Below are 16,500 nucleotides of genomic sequence, written 5' to 3' on the forward strand. Positions count from 1 at the left end.
CCCCCCCCCCCCCCCCCCCCCCCCCCCCCCCCCCCCCCCCCCCCCCCCCCCCCCCCCCCCCCCCCCCCCCCCCCCCCCCCCCCCCCCCCCCCCCCGGTACAGCTCGACCTCGCCCGGGCCCGGTACAGCTCGACCTCGCCCGGGCTCCGTTCCGCCGGGTCCGGCAGCTCGCCCCCGGGCCTCGCTCCGCCCCGGTCCGGCGCGCGGCCAGGCCCGGTCACGCTCGGATCCCGTTCCGCCAAGGTCCGGGCCCCGCCCGTTCGGATCCGTTCCGCCGGGTCCCGGCCCGGTCGGGTCTGTTTCGCCCAGGTCCCGTTCCGCCCAAGCTCAGGCCGCCCGTTGGGATTCGTTACGCCGGGCGCCGTCCGCGCGGCCGGGTGTTTCCGCTCAGGTCCCGTGCCCCCGGTCAGGCGGCAGGTCCCCTGCCCCCGGTCAGGTGCCGACCTTCTCGTCCTCCAGCATGTTGCTGATCTGTTCGCGCAGTTCCGCGCTGTCCTCGTGGCCATGGACGGAGACCGCGTGCTCGGTCGCGGCCCGGAGGACTTCCTCCTCCTCACCCGCGATGGTGAGGGTGCAGTTCGTCTCGCTCGGGAACTTGCGGCAGTCGGCAACTTTTCTGGTCATGACGACCTCCTGTGCTGGTGCGTTGCGCCGCTTCTCCCAGGATAGAACCGGGCTCACCAGCCCTCGATCTCTGGCGTCGTCGTCGACGGAGGAACGGTCCACGGCTCGACGACCGCCGCCCACACCGCGAACGCGACGGCGGCGGCGAGCAGCAGCAGCCAGCCCACGCGGTGCAGGGTGCGGCGGCGGCGCAGCAGCCGGGTGCCGCGGGTGGTCGCGCGGATGTACAGGTCGGAGGGGACCAGCGGGTGGGGGATGTCCAGCAGGCGCCGGACCTCCTCCTCCTTGACGTTGCGGCGGCGGCTCATGAGGGGCCCGCCGTCCAGACGGGTGCCCGCAGGCGCGGCGGGCGGGTGCTGCGCAGTGTGGAGACGGCGCGTTCGCAGATCGCCCGGACCCGCTCGACCGGCAGCCCGAGCAGCGCCGCGGTCTGCTCCTCGGCGACGCCCTCGTACAGCCGCAGCACCACGATCAGCCGTTCCTGCGGACTGAGCCGGGCCAGCACGCCGACGTCCGCGCCCTCGTTCCAGGTCCGCTGGTGGTGGCGCCAGGCCGTCCGGGCGAAGCGGGCGGCGAGTTCCTGGCGGGTGCGGTCGTACGGGTCCTCGCCGCGCAGCCTGTCCCACTCCGCGTATGTGTGCGCCAGCGCCGCGACCAGCAGCCGCTGCGCGTGCGGATTGTGCCCGTGGGGCTCGGCCGTGAGCAGGGTCGCGGCATGCAGCAGCCGGCCGGCCGCGCCCGCGACGAATGCCTCGAACTCCCGGGCGCGGCGGCCGGCGAGTGCCGTCTGCCGCGTTTCTCGCACGTCCTCATATCAAGGCAGGCGGCGCCCCGGGTCAAGAGGCTGGGGACGTCTCCGTTTCGACGGCCGGCAGCCCGGCCTGGCGCGCGGAGAGCGCCGAGTTGAACCGGGTGAGCAGGGTGCAGAACGACTCCCGCTCGTCCTCGGTCCAGCCGTCGGTCACCTGGGCCATCAGCTCGCGCCGCGAGGAGCGGACCTCGTCCAGGCGGGCCTGGCCGCGCGGCGAGAGCTGGAGGACGACCGCGCGCCCGTCCTCGGGGTGCGAGGTGCGCTTGACCAGCCCGGTGTCGACGAGCGGCGCGACCTGGCGGGTGACGGTCGATGAGTCGATGCCCATTCCGGCGGCGAGGGCCTTGACGCCCATCGGGCCTTCCTGATCGAGCCGGTTGAGCAGGAGATAGGCGGCGCGGTCCATGGAGTTGCGCACCTGGCCGACCCCGCCGAGCCGGGTCTGCTCGGCACGGCGTGCGAATACGGCGACCTGGTGCTGCAGGGCATCGAGGAGACCGGGGGCTCCCTGAGGTTCGGGGGCCGAGCCCCGGGAGTCAGGCGCAGTGGTCGTCATGTCCTGAGATGTGGGCATGGCTGCGAGGGGCTCTCTCGTGCGGTGGTCGGTTGGTGGGGGACAGAGTACGCGGACCGGGGCGGGTCCGTACCTGCCCTGCGAAATCCCGTGGACCCCTCTGTGACCGGGGCCGCTGTCAGGCCGCTGAGCTGCGAGACTTGCTGTCATGAGCTTCCGTACGCCAGGCCCCTTTCACCCGCTCATCCTGGACGACGTCCGCGGTGCGCAGAAGATGCTCTCCGGGGTGGCCAGGCTGACCCCTATGGAGGGCAGCCGGTATCTGTCCGGCCTGGTGGGAGCCCCTGTCCACCTCAAGTGCGAGAACCTTCAGCGGACGGGGTCGTTCAAGCTGCGCGGTGCGTACGTACGTATCTCGGGGCTGCGGCCCGAGGAGCGCGCGGCGGGGGTCGTCGCGGCGTCGGCGGGCAATCACGCGCAGGGAGTCGCACTGGCGTCCGCACTGCTCGGGGTGCGCTCGACGGTGTTCATGCCGGTGGGGGCGCCGCTGCCGAAGGTCGCGGCGACCCGGGACTACGGCGCCGATGTGCGGCTGCACGGCCATGTCGTCGACGAGACCCTGGCGGCCGCGCAGGAGTACGCGCACGAGACCGGCGCGGTCTTCATCCACCCCTTCGACCATCCGGACATCATCGCCGGGCAGGGCACGGTCGGCCTGGAGATCCTCGAGCAGTGCCCGGAGGTACGGACGATCGTCGTCGGTATCGGTGGCGGCGGGCTCGCGGCGGGCATCGCGGTCGCGGTGAAGGCGCTGCGCCCCGATGTGAAGGTGATCGGGGTGCAGGCGGAGGGCGCGGCGGCGTATCCGCCTTCGCTTGCGGCGGGCCGGCCGGTGTCGATCGAGGCGCCGACGACGATGGCGGACGGCATCAGGGTGGGCTGCCCCGGCGATGTGCCGTACGCGATCGTCGAGGAGCTGGTGGACGAAGTGCGTACGGTCTCCGAGGACGCCCTCTCCTCGGCGCTGCTGCTCTGCCTGGAGCGGGCGAAGCTGGTCGTCGAGCCGGCCGGGGCGAGCCCGGTCGCGGCACTGCTGAGCGACCCTCGCGCGTTCCAGGGGCCGGTCGTCGCGGTGCTGTCGGGCGGCAATGTGGACCCGCTCCTGATGCAGCGGATCCTGCGGCACGGTATGGCCGCGGCCGGCCGCTACCTGTCGCTGCGGCTGCGGCTCCCCGACCGGCCGGGGGCGCTGGCGACGCTGCTCGGGGTGCTGTCGGTGGTCGATGCCAACGTGCTGGACGTCGGGCATGTACGGACCGATCCGCGGCTGGGCCTCACGGAGGTCGAGGTGGAGCTCCACCTGGAGACGAAGGGGCCCGAGCACTGCACGGAGGTCGGTACGGCGCTGCGGGACGCGGGGTATCGCGTCATCGGCTGACTCGCCGGCGACCGGCTCTCGCCACGGGGACACGATCACGGGCTCTCGCCGGGCCGGCTCGTCGGTCGACCGGGTCGTTCCTCTTGTGTATCGCGATGTATCGCGTTACGGTTGGCGGGTCATGGAAATTCGCCTGCGCCAACACATGGCGAAATCTAAGCTTGCGTAGCAATCGCGCGGAATAAGCAGTGCGTAAACAGCACGTGAGCGGTACGTGAGCAGCACGTTGAGCAGTACGTGAGCGGCCCGATGCAGGAAGCAACCGACCCTCTGCCACTGGGAGTACCCACATGCCAGGCGCCATTTACGCCGAAGGTCTGGTGAAGACCTTCGGCGAGGTAAGGGCTCTGGACGGCGTTGATCTCGATGTCCCCGAGGGCACGGTCCTCGGAATGCTCGGCCCGAACGGCGCGGGCAAGACGACCGCCGTGCGCGTCCTGACCACCCTGCTGCAGCCCGACAGCGGCAAGGCGGTCGTCGCGGGTATCGACGTCCTCAAGCACCCCAACGAAGTCCGCCGGTCCGTCGGCCTCTCCGGTCAGTTCGCCGCCGTCGACGAGTATCTGACCGGCCGCGAGAACCTGCAGATGGTCGGCCGGCTCTACCAGATGAGCGCCGCCGCGGCGAAGACCAGGGCGGGCGAGCTGCTGGAGCGGTTCAGCCTCGCCGAGGCCGCGGACCGCCCCGCCAAGACCTACTCCGGCGGGATGCGGCGCCGCCTCGACCTCGCCGCGGCGCTGGTCGTCTCGCCGCCCGTGATGTTCATGGACGAGCCCACCACCGGCCTCGACCCGCGGAACCGCCAGGCGCTGTGGGAGGTCATCAAGGAACTCGTCGGCGGCGGTACGACACTGCTGCTGACCACCCAGTACCTCGAAGAGGCCGACCACCTCGCCGACGACATCTGCGTCGTCGACCACGGCAAGGTCATCGCCCGCGGTACGTCGGACCAGCTCAAGGCCCGCACCGGCGGGGAGCGCGTCGAGGTCGTCGTCCACCGCCCCGAGGAGATCGCCCCGGCCCGTGACGTCCTCCAGCGCTTCGGCACGGACGGTACGGAAGCCGGTGGGGTCGCCGTCGAGGAGCACACCCGCAAGCTCACCGTCCCGGTCGCGGGTGGCGCCAAGCTGCTCGCCGAGGTCATCCGTGAACTGGACACCCGCGGGATCGAGATCGACGACATCGGCCTGCGCCGCCCCACCCTCGACGACGTGTTCCTGTCGCTGACCGGTCACGTCGCCGAGCAGGCCGCAGAGGAGAACGGCGAGGTCCCGGCGGCCCGGCCGGCGAAGGACCGCAAGGCCAGGAAGGAGGCCGTGAAGTGACCACCGTCCAGGAACCGGCGGACCGTGTCGCGGCCCCCCGCCCGCGCGGCGGCATCACGCAGTCGGTCAACGACTCGCTCGTCGTCGCCAAGCGCAATCTGATCCGGATGACGCGGATCCCCGAAATGATCATTTTCGGGATGATCCAGCCGATCATGTTCGTGGTGCTGTTCAGCTACGTCTTCGGCGGCTCCATGCAGATCGGCGCCTCCACGTCTCCTTCCGTCTACCGCGAGTTCCTGATGGCGGGCATCTTCGCCCAGACCGTCACCTTCGCCACGGCCGGTGCGGGCGCAGGCATCGCCGACGACATGCACAAGGGGCTCATCGACCGCTTCCGGTCGCTGCCCATGGCGCGCGGCGCCGTCCTCACCGGGCGTACGCTCGCGGATCTCGTCCAGACGGCGCTGACGGTCGTGGTGCTCGCGATCGTCGCGCTGCTCGTCGGCTGGCGGGTCCACGAAGGCGTCCTCAAGGCGCTCGGAGCGTTCGCCCTGCTGCTTCTGCTCGGGTACGCGTTCTCCTGGATCGGAGCACTGATCGGTCTGTCGGTCCGTACTCCGGAGGCCGCCACCTCCGGCGGTCTGATCTGGCTGTTCCCCGTCACGTTCATCTCGAACGCCTTCGTGGACTCCAGCAAGCTGCCCTCCTGGCTGCAGACCATCGCCGAGTGGAATCCGTTCAGCGCGACGGTGCAGGCGTGCCGTGAGCTGTTCGGCAACCCGGGCGTCTCGACATCCGACGCCTGGCCCATGCAGCACCCGGTATGGGCGTCGATCATCTACTCGATCCTGATCGTGGCCGTGTTCCGCACGCTGGCGGTGCGCAAGTACCGCTCGGCGACGGTCTGATCCGTCAGTGACGCAAGGCCCCCGGCACCATCGGTGCCGGGGGCCTTCCGCGTACGGCCGCTGAGGGCGGTCAGCCCTGGTAGGGCTTGGCCTCAATGATCTTGACCATGGCCGTCTTGCCGTTCGGCAGCTCGTACTCGGCCTCCTCGCCGACCTTCTTGCCGTTGACGCCCGCGCCGAGCGGGGACTGCGGCGAGTACGTCGAGATGTCCTCCGACGCGTACTCGCGGGAGGCGAGCAGGAAGGTCTCGGTGTCGCTCTCGTCGCCGTCGAAGGCGACGGTCACGACCATGCCGGGGGCCACCATGCCGTTGTCCGCCGGGGCCTCGCCGACCTTCGCCTTCTCCAGGAGCTGGGTCAGCTGGCGCACACGGAGCTCCTGCTTGCCCTGCTCCTCCTTGGCCGCGTGGTACCCGCCGTTCTCCCGCAGGTCGCCCTCCTCGCGGGCTGCCTCGATCTTCTTGGCGATCTCGACACGCGCGGGACCAGACAGGTACTCCAGCTCGGCCTTGAGCTGGTTGTACGCCTCCTGGGTGAGCCAGGTGACGTTCTCGCTGGTCTGGGTCACAGGTGCTCCTCGTAGGTACTGGGGATACAAAGCATCGCCCTACCCAGAAGGATGTGCCTTCACGAGTGGGCGAAACCACGAGCCTAACAATTGGTGCGGGAAAGGGGGAGGACCAAAAGCCCTTAAAAATGCGTCAATGCAGGTCAGGCCTGATGGGGCGGGGAAAACATCAGCCCTTCGGCCCGCTGTCCGCGGTGCAGCCCACCAGCTCGGCACTGGTCGCTTTCGCCGTCGTACGCACCGTGACGACCTCGTCGACACGGCTCTCGCGCGCGTCGAAACGTACGTCCCGCCGGCCGACCTCGCTGCCGTCCTCCGCGCGCGACCGCAGCGTGCAGTAGCCCTGGGCGTCCTCGTCCTTGCGCACCTCGAGATGGACCTGGACCTCGTCGTCCGCGGAGACGTCGAACTTGATGACCTCGGCGCTGATCCGCTGTCCGGTGACGTAGTCGTAGCCGAACCAGCCGATCATGCCGAGCAGGCCCACGCCGAGCACCGCGCCGACGATCTTGAGCTTGCGGTCCGCGCGTTCGTCCGCCGAGCGGCCGTAACGGTCACGGGGAAGTCCCTCGCGTGCCGCGGTCATGATCGTCCTCTCACAGTCCGGGATCCCGGAATTTTCGGTCCCCCGATTCCGTCACTATAGAAGCTGTCCCGAGCGACAAATGACTGAGGATCGAGTCTTGACTGATCAGCTGCGACTGATGGCCGTTCACGCCCACCCCGACGACGAGTCGAGCAAGGGCGCGGCCACGATGGCCAAGTATGTGTCCGAGGGGGTGGACGTGCTGGTCGTGACCTGCACGGGGGGCGAGCGCGGCTCCATCCTCAACCCGAAGCTCCAGGGCGACAAATACATCGAGGAGAACATCCACGAGGTACGCCGCAAAGAGATGGACGAGGCCCGGGAGATCCTGGGCGTGAAGCAGGAGTGGCTCGGCTTCGTCGACTCCGGCCTCCCCGAGGGCGACCCGCTTCCCCCGCTCCCGGAGGGCTGCTTCGCCCTGGAGGACGTCGACAAGGCGGCGGGCGAGCTGGTGCGGCAGATCCGCTCCTTCCGCCCCCAGGTCGTCACGACGTACGACGAGAACGGCGGGTACCCGCACCCGGACCACATCATGACCCACAAGATCTCGATGGTGGCCTTCGAGGGCGCGGCCGACGCCGAGAAGTACCCGGAGTCCGAGTTCGGCCCGGCCTGGCAGCCCCTGAAGCTCTACTACAACCAGGGCTTCAACCGCCCGCGCACCGTGGCCCTCCACGAGGCGCTGCTCGCCCGCGGCTTGGAATCCCCGTACGGCGAGTGGCTGGAGCGCTGGAAGGAGTTCCAGCGCGTCGAGCGGACCCTGACCACGCATGTTCCGTGCGCCGACTTCTTCGAGACCCGCGACAAGGCCCTGATCGCCCACGCGACCCAGATCGACCCGGACGGCGGCTGGTTCCGCGTGCCGATGGAGATCCAGAAGGAGGTCTGGCCGACCGAGGAGTACGAGCTCGCCAGGTCCCTGGTCGACACTTCCCTCCCCGAGGACGACCTCTTCGCGGGCGTCCGCGACAATGACTGACATGAGCGCTAGCGCAAACCTCGCAATGTCGCACCTCGTCCCGCTCGCCAAGGAGCTCGACGAGAACAAGGTGACCCCGGGCGTCCTCGGGTTCATCGTCTTCGCCGTCATGGCCGTCGGGGTGTGGATGCTGATGAAGTCGATGAACCGCCACATGGGCAAGGTGAACTTCGAGGAGGCGCCGGAGGCCGGCGCTGCCACGGCCGTCAAGGACGCTCAGCGCGAGTAGCCGGAGCGAGTAGCCGGAGCGAGTAGCCGACGCGAGTGGCCAGGGCGAGTAGCCGGCGCGAGTAGCGCGAAGCGGCACCGCGAGAACTCGCGGCCGTGCGCCGGGGCTGGTGCCCACACGCGTGTCCAGCGTGTGCCCACCAGCGCCGGCGCCGCCCGCGCCCCGGCGGATCACTCCCGCGCGGGGCCCACGGGTACCCCCATCACCTCCCGCGCGTGCCGGCCCGGCACCATCCCCAGCTGCCACGCCTGCCAGCCGTCCTCCAGGCGGACGCCCCGCTCCAGCACCAGGGCGAAGGCCTCCATGCAGTCCTCCAGCCTCCCGTCGCGCGTCGCATGGGACTCCTCGCGCAGCCGGGCCAGCTCCTCCTGGGCCACGACCGTGCCGATCTCGACACCGCCCGCCGAGGCGTACGGGAGCAGGGTGCAGCGCAGGAAGCGGGCCCAGTCGCCGCCGCGGCTGTCCTCGTACGAGGCGAAGAGCGCGGCCGCTTCGTCGCAGAGCTCCAGAGCCTGGGCGGGACGGTTGTTCCCGGCGTCCACGATCGCCAGCTCCAGGCAGGTCCAGGCCTCGCCGTGAGCCACACCGATGCGGCGGAAGTCGGCGCGGGCGTCGACCAGGAGCTGGCGGGCGAAACCGGAGTTGAGGAGGTTGCCCGTCTGCGCGGCGCGCTGGTCACGGGTGGCGCGGCCCGAGTGGTGGCGGGCGCAGGCGAGTCCGTACACGTCCCGCATCCGGGAGAACATCGTGCGGGCCCGCTCCAGTTCACGCACCGCCTGGTCGTGGTCGCCGCGCTCCTCCAGCGCCTGGCCCAGGTAGTACAGCGTCCACGCCTCGCCGCGCGCGTCCTCGTTGTCCCGGTGCCGGGACAGCGCCTGACGGAGCTGGTCCACCGCGGGCGACGGGTCACCGTCCACCAGCCGGGCCCGGGCCAGCTGGGTCAGTGCCCACGCCTCACCGCGCTCGTCCCGGGTGCGGCCGTACAGATCGAGGGCCTCGCGCAGCTCCGACTCGGCACGCGGCACATCGCCCATGCGCAGGCACACCTGGCCCAGCTGGAAGTGCGTCCAGGCCTCGCCGTGCAGGGACTCGCCCTTGCGGTGCAGCCCGAGCGCGGTGGAGAGCAGCGTGAGCGCCTGCGCGAGATTCGCCCGGTCCCGCTCGACGGCGGCCAGGGCGTGCAGGGTCCAGGCCCGGTCCGCCGCGAGCACCTCGGACGACTGCAGCTCGATCGCCTCGCGCAGCTTCGCCGCGGCCTCCGTGAGATTGCCCTGGTGGTGCAGTGTGATGCCGAGGGAACACAGGGCACGGGCCGCGCCCGCGTCGTGCTGCGCCTCGCGGTAAAGGTCCACCACCGACGACAGGGTCGTACGGGCCTTGTCCAGCTCGCCGAGCTGGCGTGCGGCGATGCCGGTGCGCCACTGGACCGAGCGGACCAGCAGACCCTGGTCGACGGCCTGGGTCAGGTCGTTGATCTCGCCCAGGCGGTAGAGGTCGCCGCGCAGCAGGCAGTAGTCGCACAGCGCGCCCAGCAGATTCAGCACGGCCTGCTGGTCGACGCCCTCCGCGTGGCGCAGCGCCGCCGTGATGAAGCTCGACTCGTCGTCCAGCCAGCGCAGCGCCGCCTCCAGCGAGGCGAAGCCGTGACCGCCGAACTGATCGGCGCGCGTCGACGTCTTCCCGTCGACGAGCCGGATCACCGAGTCGGCGAGCTCCGCGTATCCGATGATCAGCCGTTCCTGCGCGGCCGTGCGCTCGGCCTGCTGCTCCTCGTCGAGCAGCCGCGCCAGCGCGAAGGCCCGTACGGCATCGTGCAACCGGTAGCGCTCACCGCGCACATGGTCCAGCAGCCCCGCCCGGGACAGCGCGGACAGCAACTGCAGCGCCTCCGTCTCGTCGGTCGCCAGCAATGCCGCCGCCGCGGCCGCGCCCAGCGACGCCCGCCCCGCGAGCGCCAGCCGGCGCAGCAGCCGGCGCGCCTGCTCCGGCTGGTCCGTGTAACGCAGCCACAGCGCCCGCTCGACCGGACCGACCGGGCCGTACGCACCGAGGTCCGCGGCCAGCCGCTCAGGGGTCCTGGACCCCAGCGAGGAGCCCGCGATCCGCAGCGCCAGCGGCAGCCCGCCGCACAACTCCCTTATCCCGTCCGCCGACTGTGAGTCGTACGGGCCTTCCAGCGACTCCTCCGCGGCCGCCGCGAGCAGCTCCTCCGCGCCCGCCGCGTCCAGCGCGTCCACCGGCAGCCGGTGCACCCAGGCCGGAATGTCCTCCGGCAGCTCCAGCGGCTCGCGCGCGGTCACCAGCACCAGGCTGTCCGAGCGCTCCGGGATCAGGGTCCGTACCTGCCCGGCGTCGCTCGCGTCGTCGAGGACGACGGTGACCGGCAGCCCGGTCAGATGCTGGTGGTACAGCTCGCTCAGCCGCCGCACCTGCTGCTCCGCCGACGACCGCTCCCGGAACAGCAACTGCTCACGGGGCGCGCCCAGCCGGTTCAGCAGGTGCAGCAGCGCGTCCCGGGTGGGCAGCGGCTGCTCGTCGGCGGAACCGCCGCGCAGATCCACCAGGCACGCGCCCCGGAACTGGTCCTTCAGATGGTGCGCGGCCCGCACCGCCAGCGTCGTACGCCCCGACCCCGGCGCGCCGTGCAGCACCACCACCGTCGGCTTCGTCTCCGTCGAGGCACGCGCCGCATGCACCCACTGGGCGATCTGCGTCATCGCCTCCCGGCGGCCCGCGAACGGCCCCGCGGGCTCCGGAAGATGTCCGAACGACTGCTCCAGCACACTACGGCGGCGCGCCGCCTGGCTGCGGTCCGCGCCGCGCAGCGGCGGCCCCGCCGCGGTCTTCTTCGCGGGACGCGCCGTGGAGGCCGTCAGCATCCGCTGCTGGTCCAGGAACGGCCGGATGCCCCGTACCTCCAGCGCCGTCAGCCACTGCAGCCGCAGCTGCTCGGGCCCGCCCGGCTGACCGAGAGCCCCGGCCCTGCGGTGCGCCGCCGGCCAGTGCGCCGCGGTCACCTTGGCCACCGTCGCGGCGGCCCCGGCCACCGCGACCACCGCCCCGGCGCCGAGCGCCGTGCCCGTGGCCGTCCCCAGCGCCATGTCCGCACCGATCGCGGCGGCCGCCGCAACGGCCGTGACCAGCACCGGAGTCGACACGTTCTGACGGCTGAACCGCTCGCCCAGCGACAGCCTGCCGGCCTCGGCCTCCTCCACCGCGTGGAGGTACGCCGCGTACTCCTCGTCCGCACTCGCCGCCAGCCCGTCCAGCGCCGCCCGGCCGCGCGCCAGCAACGACGCGGAGTCACTGCGCCCACCGGAGCGGCGCACCTCCTCCTCGACGGCACGTACCAACAGCCGCTCGGCTTCCGCCCGATGGCTGTCCCGCATTTGGTCCCCCCCTCCGAGAGCTTCCGCTTCCGGGGCCAAGTGTGCTGCGGACGGCACGTTGGTGCGAGGGGGCGGGCGGTCTCCGATCACCTTGCGGGGAAGCGAATTGGGGTGAAGGCCGCCGTTGCTATCGTGCTCGCACACAACAGAGGGAAGGGCGGGGGAGTACATGAGCAGGCTGACCGACGGGTCGACGGGTTCGCCTCAGGGTCCCCAACAGCCCCGCTGGGCCTGGTGGGTCGGCGGGATCGCCATCCCCCTGCTGGGAATCCTCGTCACCGTTCTCGTGAGCCAGAGGGACTCGTCGGGGGACGGCGGAGAGGCGGGCGCACCTGCCGCATCGGTGCAGCCCCCCTCGACGGGGGCCGGCGCCCCGGAGCAGTCCGCACCCTCCGCCACGAAGAGCGCCGAGGCGGCTCGGGCGCAGTACGGGCCGGCTGTCGTGGAGGCCGACACGACGAACTCCGGGTCGTATCTTGACCTGGACTCGTCCGAACCGATCGTGTCGGGCGCCCCCACCAAGAGCGCGGACATCATTTTCGGGGCGTCCACCGGTACCGCGGAACTGACCGTGCCGGGCTCCGCTTCCAACTTGGCTCCGTTGTCCGCCTCCGGTGCCGCCCCGACGGCCGCGGAATGCGCCCGAAGAGTGAGCGCCGGCGGCACCTACTGGTCGGAAGTGAAGGTGGGCGACCGCTTCTGCCTGATGACCGGCGACGGCCGTACCGCCTACCTCCGCGTCATCGCCGCGCCGGTCCAGGGCACGGGAAGGCTCGAGGCCACCGTCTGGTAGACGCCTGACGCCCGACCGAGGGGGTCCTGCGGCAGGATGGAGGTATGCCGAACCGCCTGGCTCATGAGACGTCCCCGTATCTGCTCCAGCACGCCGACAATCCGGTCGACTGGTGGCCCTGGTCGGCCGAGGCGTTCGAGGAGGCCCGCAAGTGCAACAAACCGGTCCTGCTGAGCGTCGGCTATTCAAGTTGTCACTGGTGCCACGTCATGGCGCACGAGTCGTTCGAGGACGACGACACCGCCGCGTATCTGAATGAGCACTTCCTCAACATCAAGGTCGACCGCGAAGAGCGCCCCGACGTCGACGCCGTCTACATGGAGGCCGTGCAGGCCGCCACCGGGCAGGGCGGCTGGCCCATGACCGTGTTCCTGACACCGGACGCCGAGCCGTTCTACTTCGGTACGTACTTCCCGCCGGCCCCCCGCCACGGTATGCCGTCCTTCCGGCAGGTCCTGGAGGGCGTCACCGGCGCCTGGACCGGGCGACGCGAAGAGGTCGCGGAGGTCGCCGGGAAGGTCGTCCGGGATCTGGCGGGGCGGTCGCTCGCGTACGGGGGGCAGGGGCAGCCGGGCGAGGAGGACCTTGCGCAGGCGCTGCTCGGGCTGACCAGGGAGTACGACCCGATGCACGGAGGATTCGGCGGGGCGCCGAAGTTCCCGCCGTCGATGGCCCTCGAATTCCTGTTGCGGCACTGGGCCAGGACCGGCGCCGAGGGCGCGCTGCAGATGGCTACGGACACCTGTGAGGGGATGGCCAGGGGCGGGATCTACGACCAGCTCGGCGGCGGGTTCGCGCGGTACTCCGTGGACCGTGAGTGGGTGGTACCCCACTTCGAGAAGATGCTGTACGACAACGCGCTGCTGTGCCGGGTGTACGCGCATCTGTGGCGGGCCACCGGCAGTGATCTGGCCCGGCGGGTCGCGCTGGAGACCGCCGACTTCATGGTGCGGGAGCTACGGACACCGGAGGGCGGTTTCGCGTCCGCGCTGGACGCGGACAGTGACGACGGCACCGGGAAGCATGTGGAGGGGGCCTACTACGTCTGGACGCCCGAGCAGCTGACCGAGGTGCTGGGCGAGCAGGACGCGGAGTTCGCGGCCCGGTACTTCGGGGTGACCGAGGAGGGCACGTTCGAGGAGGGGGCCTCGGTACTCCAGCTGCCGCAGGACGCCGGTGTGGCCGACGCCGCACAGGTCGAGTCCGTCCGGGCGCGGCTGCTCGCCGCGCGCGAGGAGCGGGCGCGGCCCGGGCGTGACGACAAGATCGTCGCCGCGTGGAACGGACTGGCGATCGCCGCCCTCGCCGAGGTGGGCGGGTACTTCGGCCGGCCGGATCTGGTCGAGCGGGCGACGGAGGCCGCTGATCTGCTGGTACGGCTGCACATGGACGACGGTGCGCGGCTGTGCCGTACCTCCAAGGACGGGCACGCCGGGGCGAACGCCGGGGTGCTGGAGGACTACGCGGATGTCGCGGAGGGCTTCCTGGCGCTGGCGTCGGTGAGCGGCGAGGGCGCGTGGCTGGAGTTCGCGGGTTTCCTGCTGGACATCGTCCTGGATCAGTTCACCGGCCCCGAAGGGCAGTTGTACGACACCGCCCATGATGCGGAGCAGCTGATCAGGCGGCCCCAGGACCCCACCGACAACGCCACTCCCTCCGGCTGGACCGCGGCCGCCTGCGCCCTGGTCTCGTACGCCGCGCACACGGGTTCCGAGGCCCATCGGACCGCCGCCGAGCAGGCGTTGGGCGTGGTGAAGGCGCTCGGTCCGCGTGCGCCCAGGTTCATCGGGTGGGGGCTTGCGGTCGCCGAGGCGCTGCTCGACGGACCCCGGGAGGTCGCGGTCGTCGGGGCGCAGGGTGACCCGGGGTTCCGGGAGCTGCACCGGGCGGCGCTGCTGGGGACGGCGCCCGGCTCGGTGGTCGCCGCCGGGGAGCCGGACAGCGGGGAGTTTCCGCTGCTCGCGGACCGTCCGCTGGTCGACGGGCGGCCCGCCGCGTATGTCTGCCGGCACTTCGTCTGCGCTGCTCCGGTCACCGAAGTGGAGTCTTTGAGGCGGGAGTTGACGCCTGGTACGTGAGTGGATTCGAGGGAGTCCGGTGGCCTGACCGAAACGCGGCATTCATCGATACAGCCACGCAGGGCGCCTCGGCGCCAGCGAGCCCGCAGCCCGGACCGGGACGGCCGGACCTGCGGAAACGGCCGGACCTGCGGAAAGGGGGACCTCAGAGGGCCAAGCCGTCCTTGAGCGTGTCCAGGGCGCGGTTCAGGAGTGCGACCAGGTCACCTCGCTGGTCGCGCTCCGCCCAGTAGATCGTCACCTCGCGCAGGGCGCCCATCACGGCGGCGGTGAAGACCCGTACTTCCAGATCGTCCGCCTCCCGCCCGGTGCGCTCGGCGAGGACGCGCGACAGCAGGAGGGAGGTCTCGGCCATGGTCTCGGTCATCCGGGCCCGGACGGCCGGGACCTCCACCAGCAGCCTCGTGCGCTGGTACATCTCCTCGGGGTCGTTCTCCTGGATGGCCCGCACGGCGTGCGTGATGATGAACCGGAGCGACTCCAGGGGCGGCTCGTCGGCCGGCCGCCCCCGCAGCACCTGCTCCATGATCGGGTCGTACTCGTCGGTGAGGACGATGTCTTCCTTGGTGGGGAAGTAGCGGAAGACGGTGGAGGGGGAGACCTCGGCCGCCGCCGCGATCTGCTCGATCGTGGTCGCCTCGTAGCCCTGCTCGGCGATCAGCCGGTACGTGGCCCGGCGGATCGCGAGGCGGGTCTTGAGCTTCTTGCGCTCGCGCAGCCCCATCGGGGGCTGGTGCTCTTCGAGCGGCGTACGTGCGGAGGCGGCCATGGTCGTCATTGTCGGGCATCCACCGTGGCTCCGGCCATGTCCGGGGCCGCCGCCTGCGCCGGCCGGGCCTTCGGCAGCAGAACGGCCGCGAGCAGCGCGGTGACCAGCGCCGCGACGGCGCAGACCAGCAGGACCACGCTCATGCCGTGGAGGTACGCGGCATCGGCCGAGGCCGCGAGAGCCGGATCGCCGAACAGATGGGCAGCCATTACGGAGTCGCCCGCGGCTTCCGGCGCCCCGGACGGCAGCCGGTTCGCGTACACGCTCGCCAGCAGCGAGCCGAGCAGCGCGATCCCGGTGGCGCTGCCCACCTGACGTACGGTCATCAGTAGACCGGACCCGCTGCCGGCCCGGTCCGGCGGCAGGGTGTCGATGGCCGCGGTCATCGCGGGCACCATCGAGAAGCCGAAGCCGACCCCGGCGACGGAGAGCCACAGCGCGGTGAATCCGTACCCGCTGTCCACCGTCGTGCGGCTGCCGAGGAACCCGGCGAACGCCAGCACCACCAGACCGGCGACGATCACGCCGCGCGCCCCGAACCGCGCCACCGCGGGGGCGCTGCCCTTCGCGGCGACCATCAGCCCGCCCATCATCGGCAGCATCCGCAGGCCCGTGCCGAGTGCGTCGTTGCCCAGCACCGCCTGGAGGTACTGCGGAAGCACGAACATCAGCCCGGACAGCACGAACATCACCAGGGTCGCGGCCAGCGTGTTCAGCAGGAACGGCCGGTGGGCCAGCAGCGTCATGTCGAGCATCGGCCGCGCGGAGCGCCGTTCCCGTACGACCAGGGCGGCGATCAGCACAGCTCCCGCGGCGAGCATCGCGAGGATCAGAGGGTCGCTCCAGCCGCGCTCCGGCGCCTCGATGATCCCGTAGATGAACGCGCCGAGACCGGTCGCGGTGAGCGCGGTGGAGACGGTGTCGACCCGTGGCGTCGCCGGGTCGCGCGTCTCGGGCAGCAGGAACATGCATGCGGCGATCCCGATCGCGACCATCGGGATGTTGATCACGAAGACCGAGCCCCACCAGAAGTGGTCGAGCAGCCAGCCGCCGACGATCGGGCCGAGCGGCAGTCCGAGCGCGGAGGCGGCGGTGACGATGCCGACGGCTTTCTGGCGCTCCTCGCCGGCGAAGAGCGACGGTACGACGGCCATGCCGAGCGGCATGACGAACGCGGCGCCGATGCCCATGACCGAGCGGGCGGCGATCACTGCCACGACGTCGTCGGCGAGCGCGCCGACGAGCGAGCCGGCGAGGAAGATCCCGAGTCCGGTGACGAGCATCCGGCGGCGGCCGAAGCGGTCGCCGAGCAGTCCGGCGGGGAGCATCAGGGCGGCGAAGACGACCACGTACGCGTCGGCCGTCCACTGCTGCTCGCCGGTCGTGGCGCCGAGCTGCCCGGCCATGGTGGGCAGCGCCACGTTCAGGATCGTCATGTCGAAGCCGAGCACGAGCAGCGACGCGACCATCGCGCCGAGCGCCCACCACCGGCGGGGGTTCTGGGCCGCAGCCATGGGCCACCTCCGTAGGAGTCAGTGTCAAGTGA

16 protein-coding genes are annotated in these 16,500 nt (G+C 71.3%); 7 read left to right on the forward strand and 9 right to left on the reverse strand.

Going from position 1 to position 16,500, the window contains the following annotated elements; translation table 11 throughout:
• Positions 1 to 432 precede the first annotated feature (432 nt).
• Genes AC0699_RS27800 through AC0699_RS27815 form a run of 4 tightly spaced genes read right to left on the reverse strand, consistent with a single transcriptional unit; the run spans position 433 to position 1,991 of the window.
• The gene (locus tag AC0699_RS27800) at positions 433 to 624 is read right to left on the reverse strand and encodes a DUF1059 domain-containing protein (RefSeq protein ID WP_478665400.1); all 192 of its coding nucleotides are present in this window, start codon (positions 622 to 624) and stop codon (positions 433 to 435) included.
• A 53-nt stretch (positions 625 to 677) separates the two neighbouring features.
• Positions 678 to 932, reverse strand: coding sequence for a hypothetical protein (locus AC0699_RS27805; RefSeq protein WP_478665403.1), 255 nt, complete (start codon positions 930 to 932; stop codon positions 678 to 680).
• Positions 929 to 1,429, reverse strand: a complete 501-nt coding sequence (locus AC0699_RS27810; RefSeq protein ID WP_478665404.1) for a sigma factor-like helix-turn-helix DNA-binding protein — start codon at positions 1,427 to 1,429, stop codon at positions 929 to 931. The genes AC0699_RS27805 and AC0699_RS27810 overlap by 4 nt, the downstream gene beginning before the upstream one ends.
• 31 nt (positions 1,430 to 1,460) lie before the next feature.
• Entirely contained in the window at positions 1,461 to 1,991 is a 531-nt protein-coding gene (locus AC0699_RS27815; protein ID WP_478665407.1) for a MarR family winged helix-turn-helix transcriptional regulator, read from the reverse strand.
• Between the two features lie 166 nt (positions 1,992 to 2,157).
• Between AC0699_RS27815 and ilvA the strand changes: the two genes are divergently transcribed.
• The 3 genes from ilvA to AC0699_RS27830 all read left to right on the forward strand — a co-directional run bounded on the left by ilvA (position 2,158) and on the right by AC0699_RS27830 (position 5,563).
• Complete coding sequence (ilvA, locus tag AC0699_RS27820; protein ID WP_478665409.1) at positions 2,158 to 3,387, forward strand: threonine ammonia-lyase; 1,230 nt, start codon at positions 2,158 to 2,160, stop codon at positions 3,385 to 3,387.
• Between the two features lie 290 nt (positions 3,388 to 3,677).
• Positions 3,678 to 4,712, forward strand: coding sequence for an ATP-binding cassette domain-containing protein (locus tag AC0699_RS27825; RefSeq protein ID WP_478665411.1), 1,035 nt, complete (start codon positions 3,678 to 3,680; stop codon positions 4,710 to 4,712).
• On the forward strand, positions 4,709 to 5,563 hold the full coding sequence (locus tag AC0699_RS27830) for an ABC transporter permease (protein ID WP_478665414.1): 855 nt from the start codon (positions 4,709 to 4,711) through the stop codon (positions 5,561 to 5,563). The genes AC0699_RS27825 and AC0699_RS27830 overlap by 4 nt, the downstream gene beginning before the upstream one ends.
• 70 nt (positions 5,564 to 5,633) lie before the next feature.
• On the opposite strand, the gene greA is transcribed toward AC0699_RS27830, so the two are convergent.
• A complete protein-coding gene (gene greA / locus AC0699_RS27835; protein WP_453668936.1) occupies positions 5,634 to 6,131 on the reverse strand; it encodes a transcription elongation factor GreA in 498 nt (165 codons plus the stop codon).
• Between the two features lie 169 nt (positions 6,132 to 6,300).
• Positions 6,301 to 6,717 (reverse strand): DUF4307 domain-containing protein, encoded by a 417-nt coding sequence (locus tag AC0699_RS27840; protein ID WP_478665416.1) that lies wholly within the window; start codon positions 6,715 to 6,717, stop codon positions 6,301 to 6,303.
• Positions 6,718 to 6,814: 97 nt separating this feature from the next.
• Between AC0699_RS27840 and mca the strand changes: the two genes are divergently transcribed.
• Positions 6,815 to 7,696, forward strand: coding sequence for a mycothiol conjugate amidase Mca (mca, locus tag AC0699_RS27845; RefSeq protein ID WP_478665418.1), 882 nt, complete (start codon positions 6,815 to 6,817; stop codon positions 7,694 to 7,696).
• Entirely contained in the window at positions 7,689 to 7,925 is a 237-nt protein-coding gene (locus AC0699_RS27850) for a hypothetical protein (RefSeq protein ID WP_478665419.1), read from the forward strand. The genes mca and AC0699_RS27850 overlap by 8 nt, the downstream gene beginning before the upstream one ends.
• 170 nt (positions 7,926 to 8,095) lie before the next feature.
• On the opposite strand, the gene AC0699_RS27855 is transcribed toward AC0699_RS27850, so the two are convergent.
• Positions 8,096 to 11,314 (reverse strand): tetratricopeptide repeat protein, encoded by a 3,219-nt coding sequence (locus AC0699_RS27855; protein ID WP_478665422.1) that lies wholly within the window; start codon positions 11,312 to 11,314, stop codon positions 8,096 to 8,098.
• Between the two features lie 169 nt (positions 11,315 to 11,483).
• On the opposite strand from AC0699_RS27855, the gene AC0699_RS27860 reads away from it, so the two are divergent.
• Both AC0699_RS27860 and AC0699_RS27865 read left to right on the forward strand, forming a co-directional pair.
• Positions 11,484 to 12,107: a hypothetical protein gene (locus AC0699_RS27860; protein WP_478665424.1), complete on the forward strand. Its 624-nt coding sequence runs from the start codon at positions 11,484 to 11,486 to the stop codon at positions 12,105 to 12,107.
• 44 nt (positions 12,108 to 12,151) lie between these two features.
• Positions 12,152 to 14,185: a thioredoxin domain-containing protein gene (locus AC0699_RS27865; RefSeq protein WP_478665426.1), complete on the forward strand. Its 2,034-nt coding sequence runs from the start codon at positions 12,152 to 12,154 to the stop codon at positions 14,183 to 14,185.
• Between the two features lie 145 nt (positions 14,186 to 14,330).
• Here AC0699_RS27865 and AC0699_RS27870 read toward each other — a convergent pair whose 3' ends face one another.
• Positions 14,331 to 14,954, reverse strand: a complete 624-nt coding sequence (locus tag AC0699_RS27870; RefSeq protein ID WP_478665427.1) for a TetR/AcrR family transcriptional regulator — start codon at positions 14,952 to 14,954, stop codon at positions 14,331 to 14,333.
• 5 nt (positions 14,955 to 14,959) lie between these two features.
• Positions 14,960 to 16,468, reverse strand: a complete 1,509-nt coding sequence (locus AC0699_RS27875; RefSeq protein ID WP_478665430.1) for a DHA2 family efflux MFS transporter permease subunit — start codon at positions 16,466 to 16,468, stop codon at positions 14,960 to 14,962.
• Positions 16,469 to 16,500 lie beyond the last annotated feature (32 nt).

This window comes from Streptomyces sp. NPDC043870 (assembly GCF_056435785.1).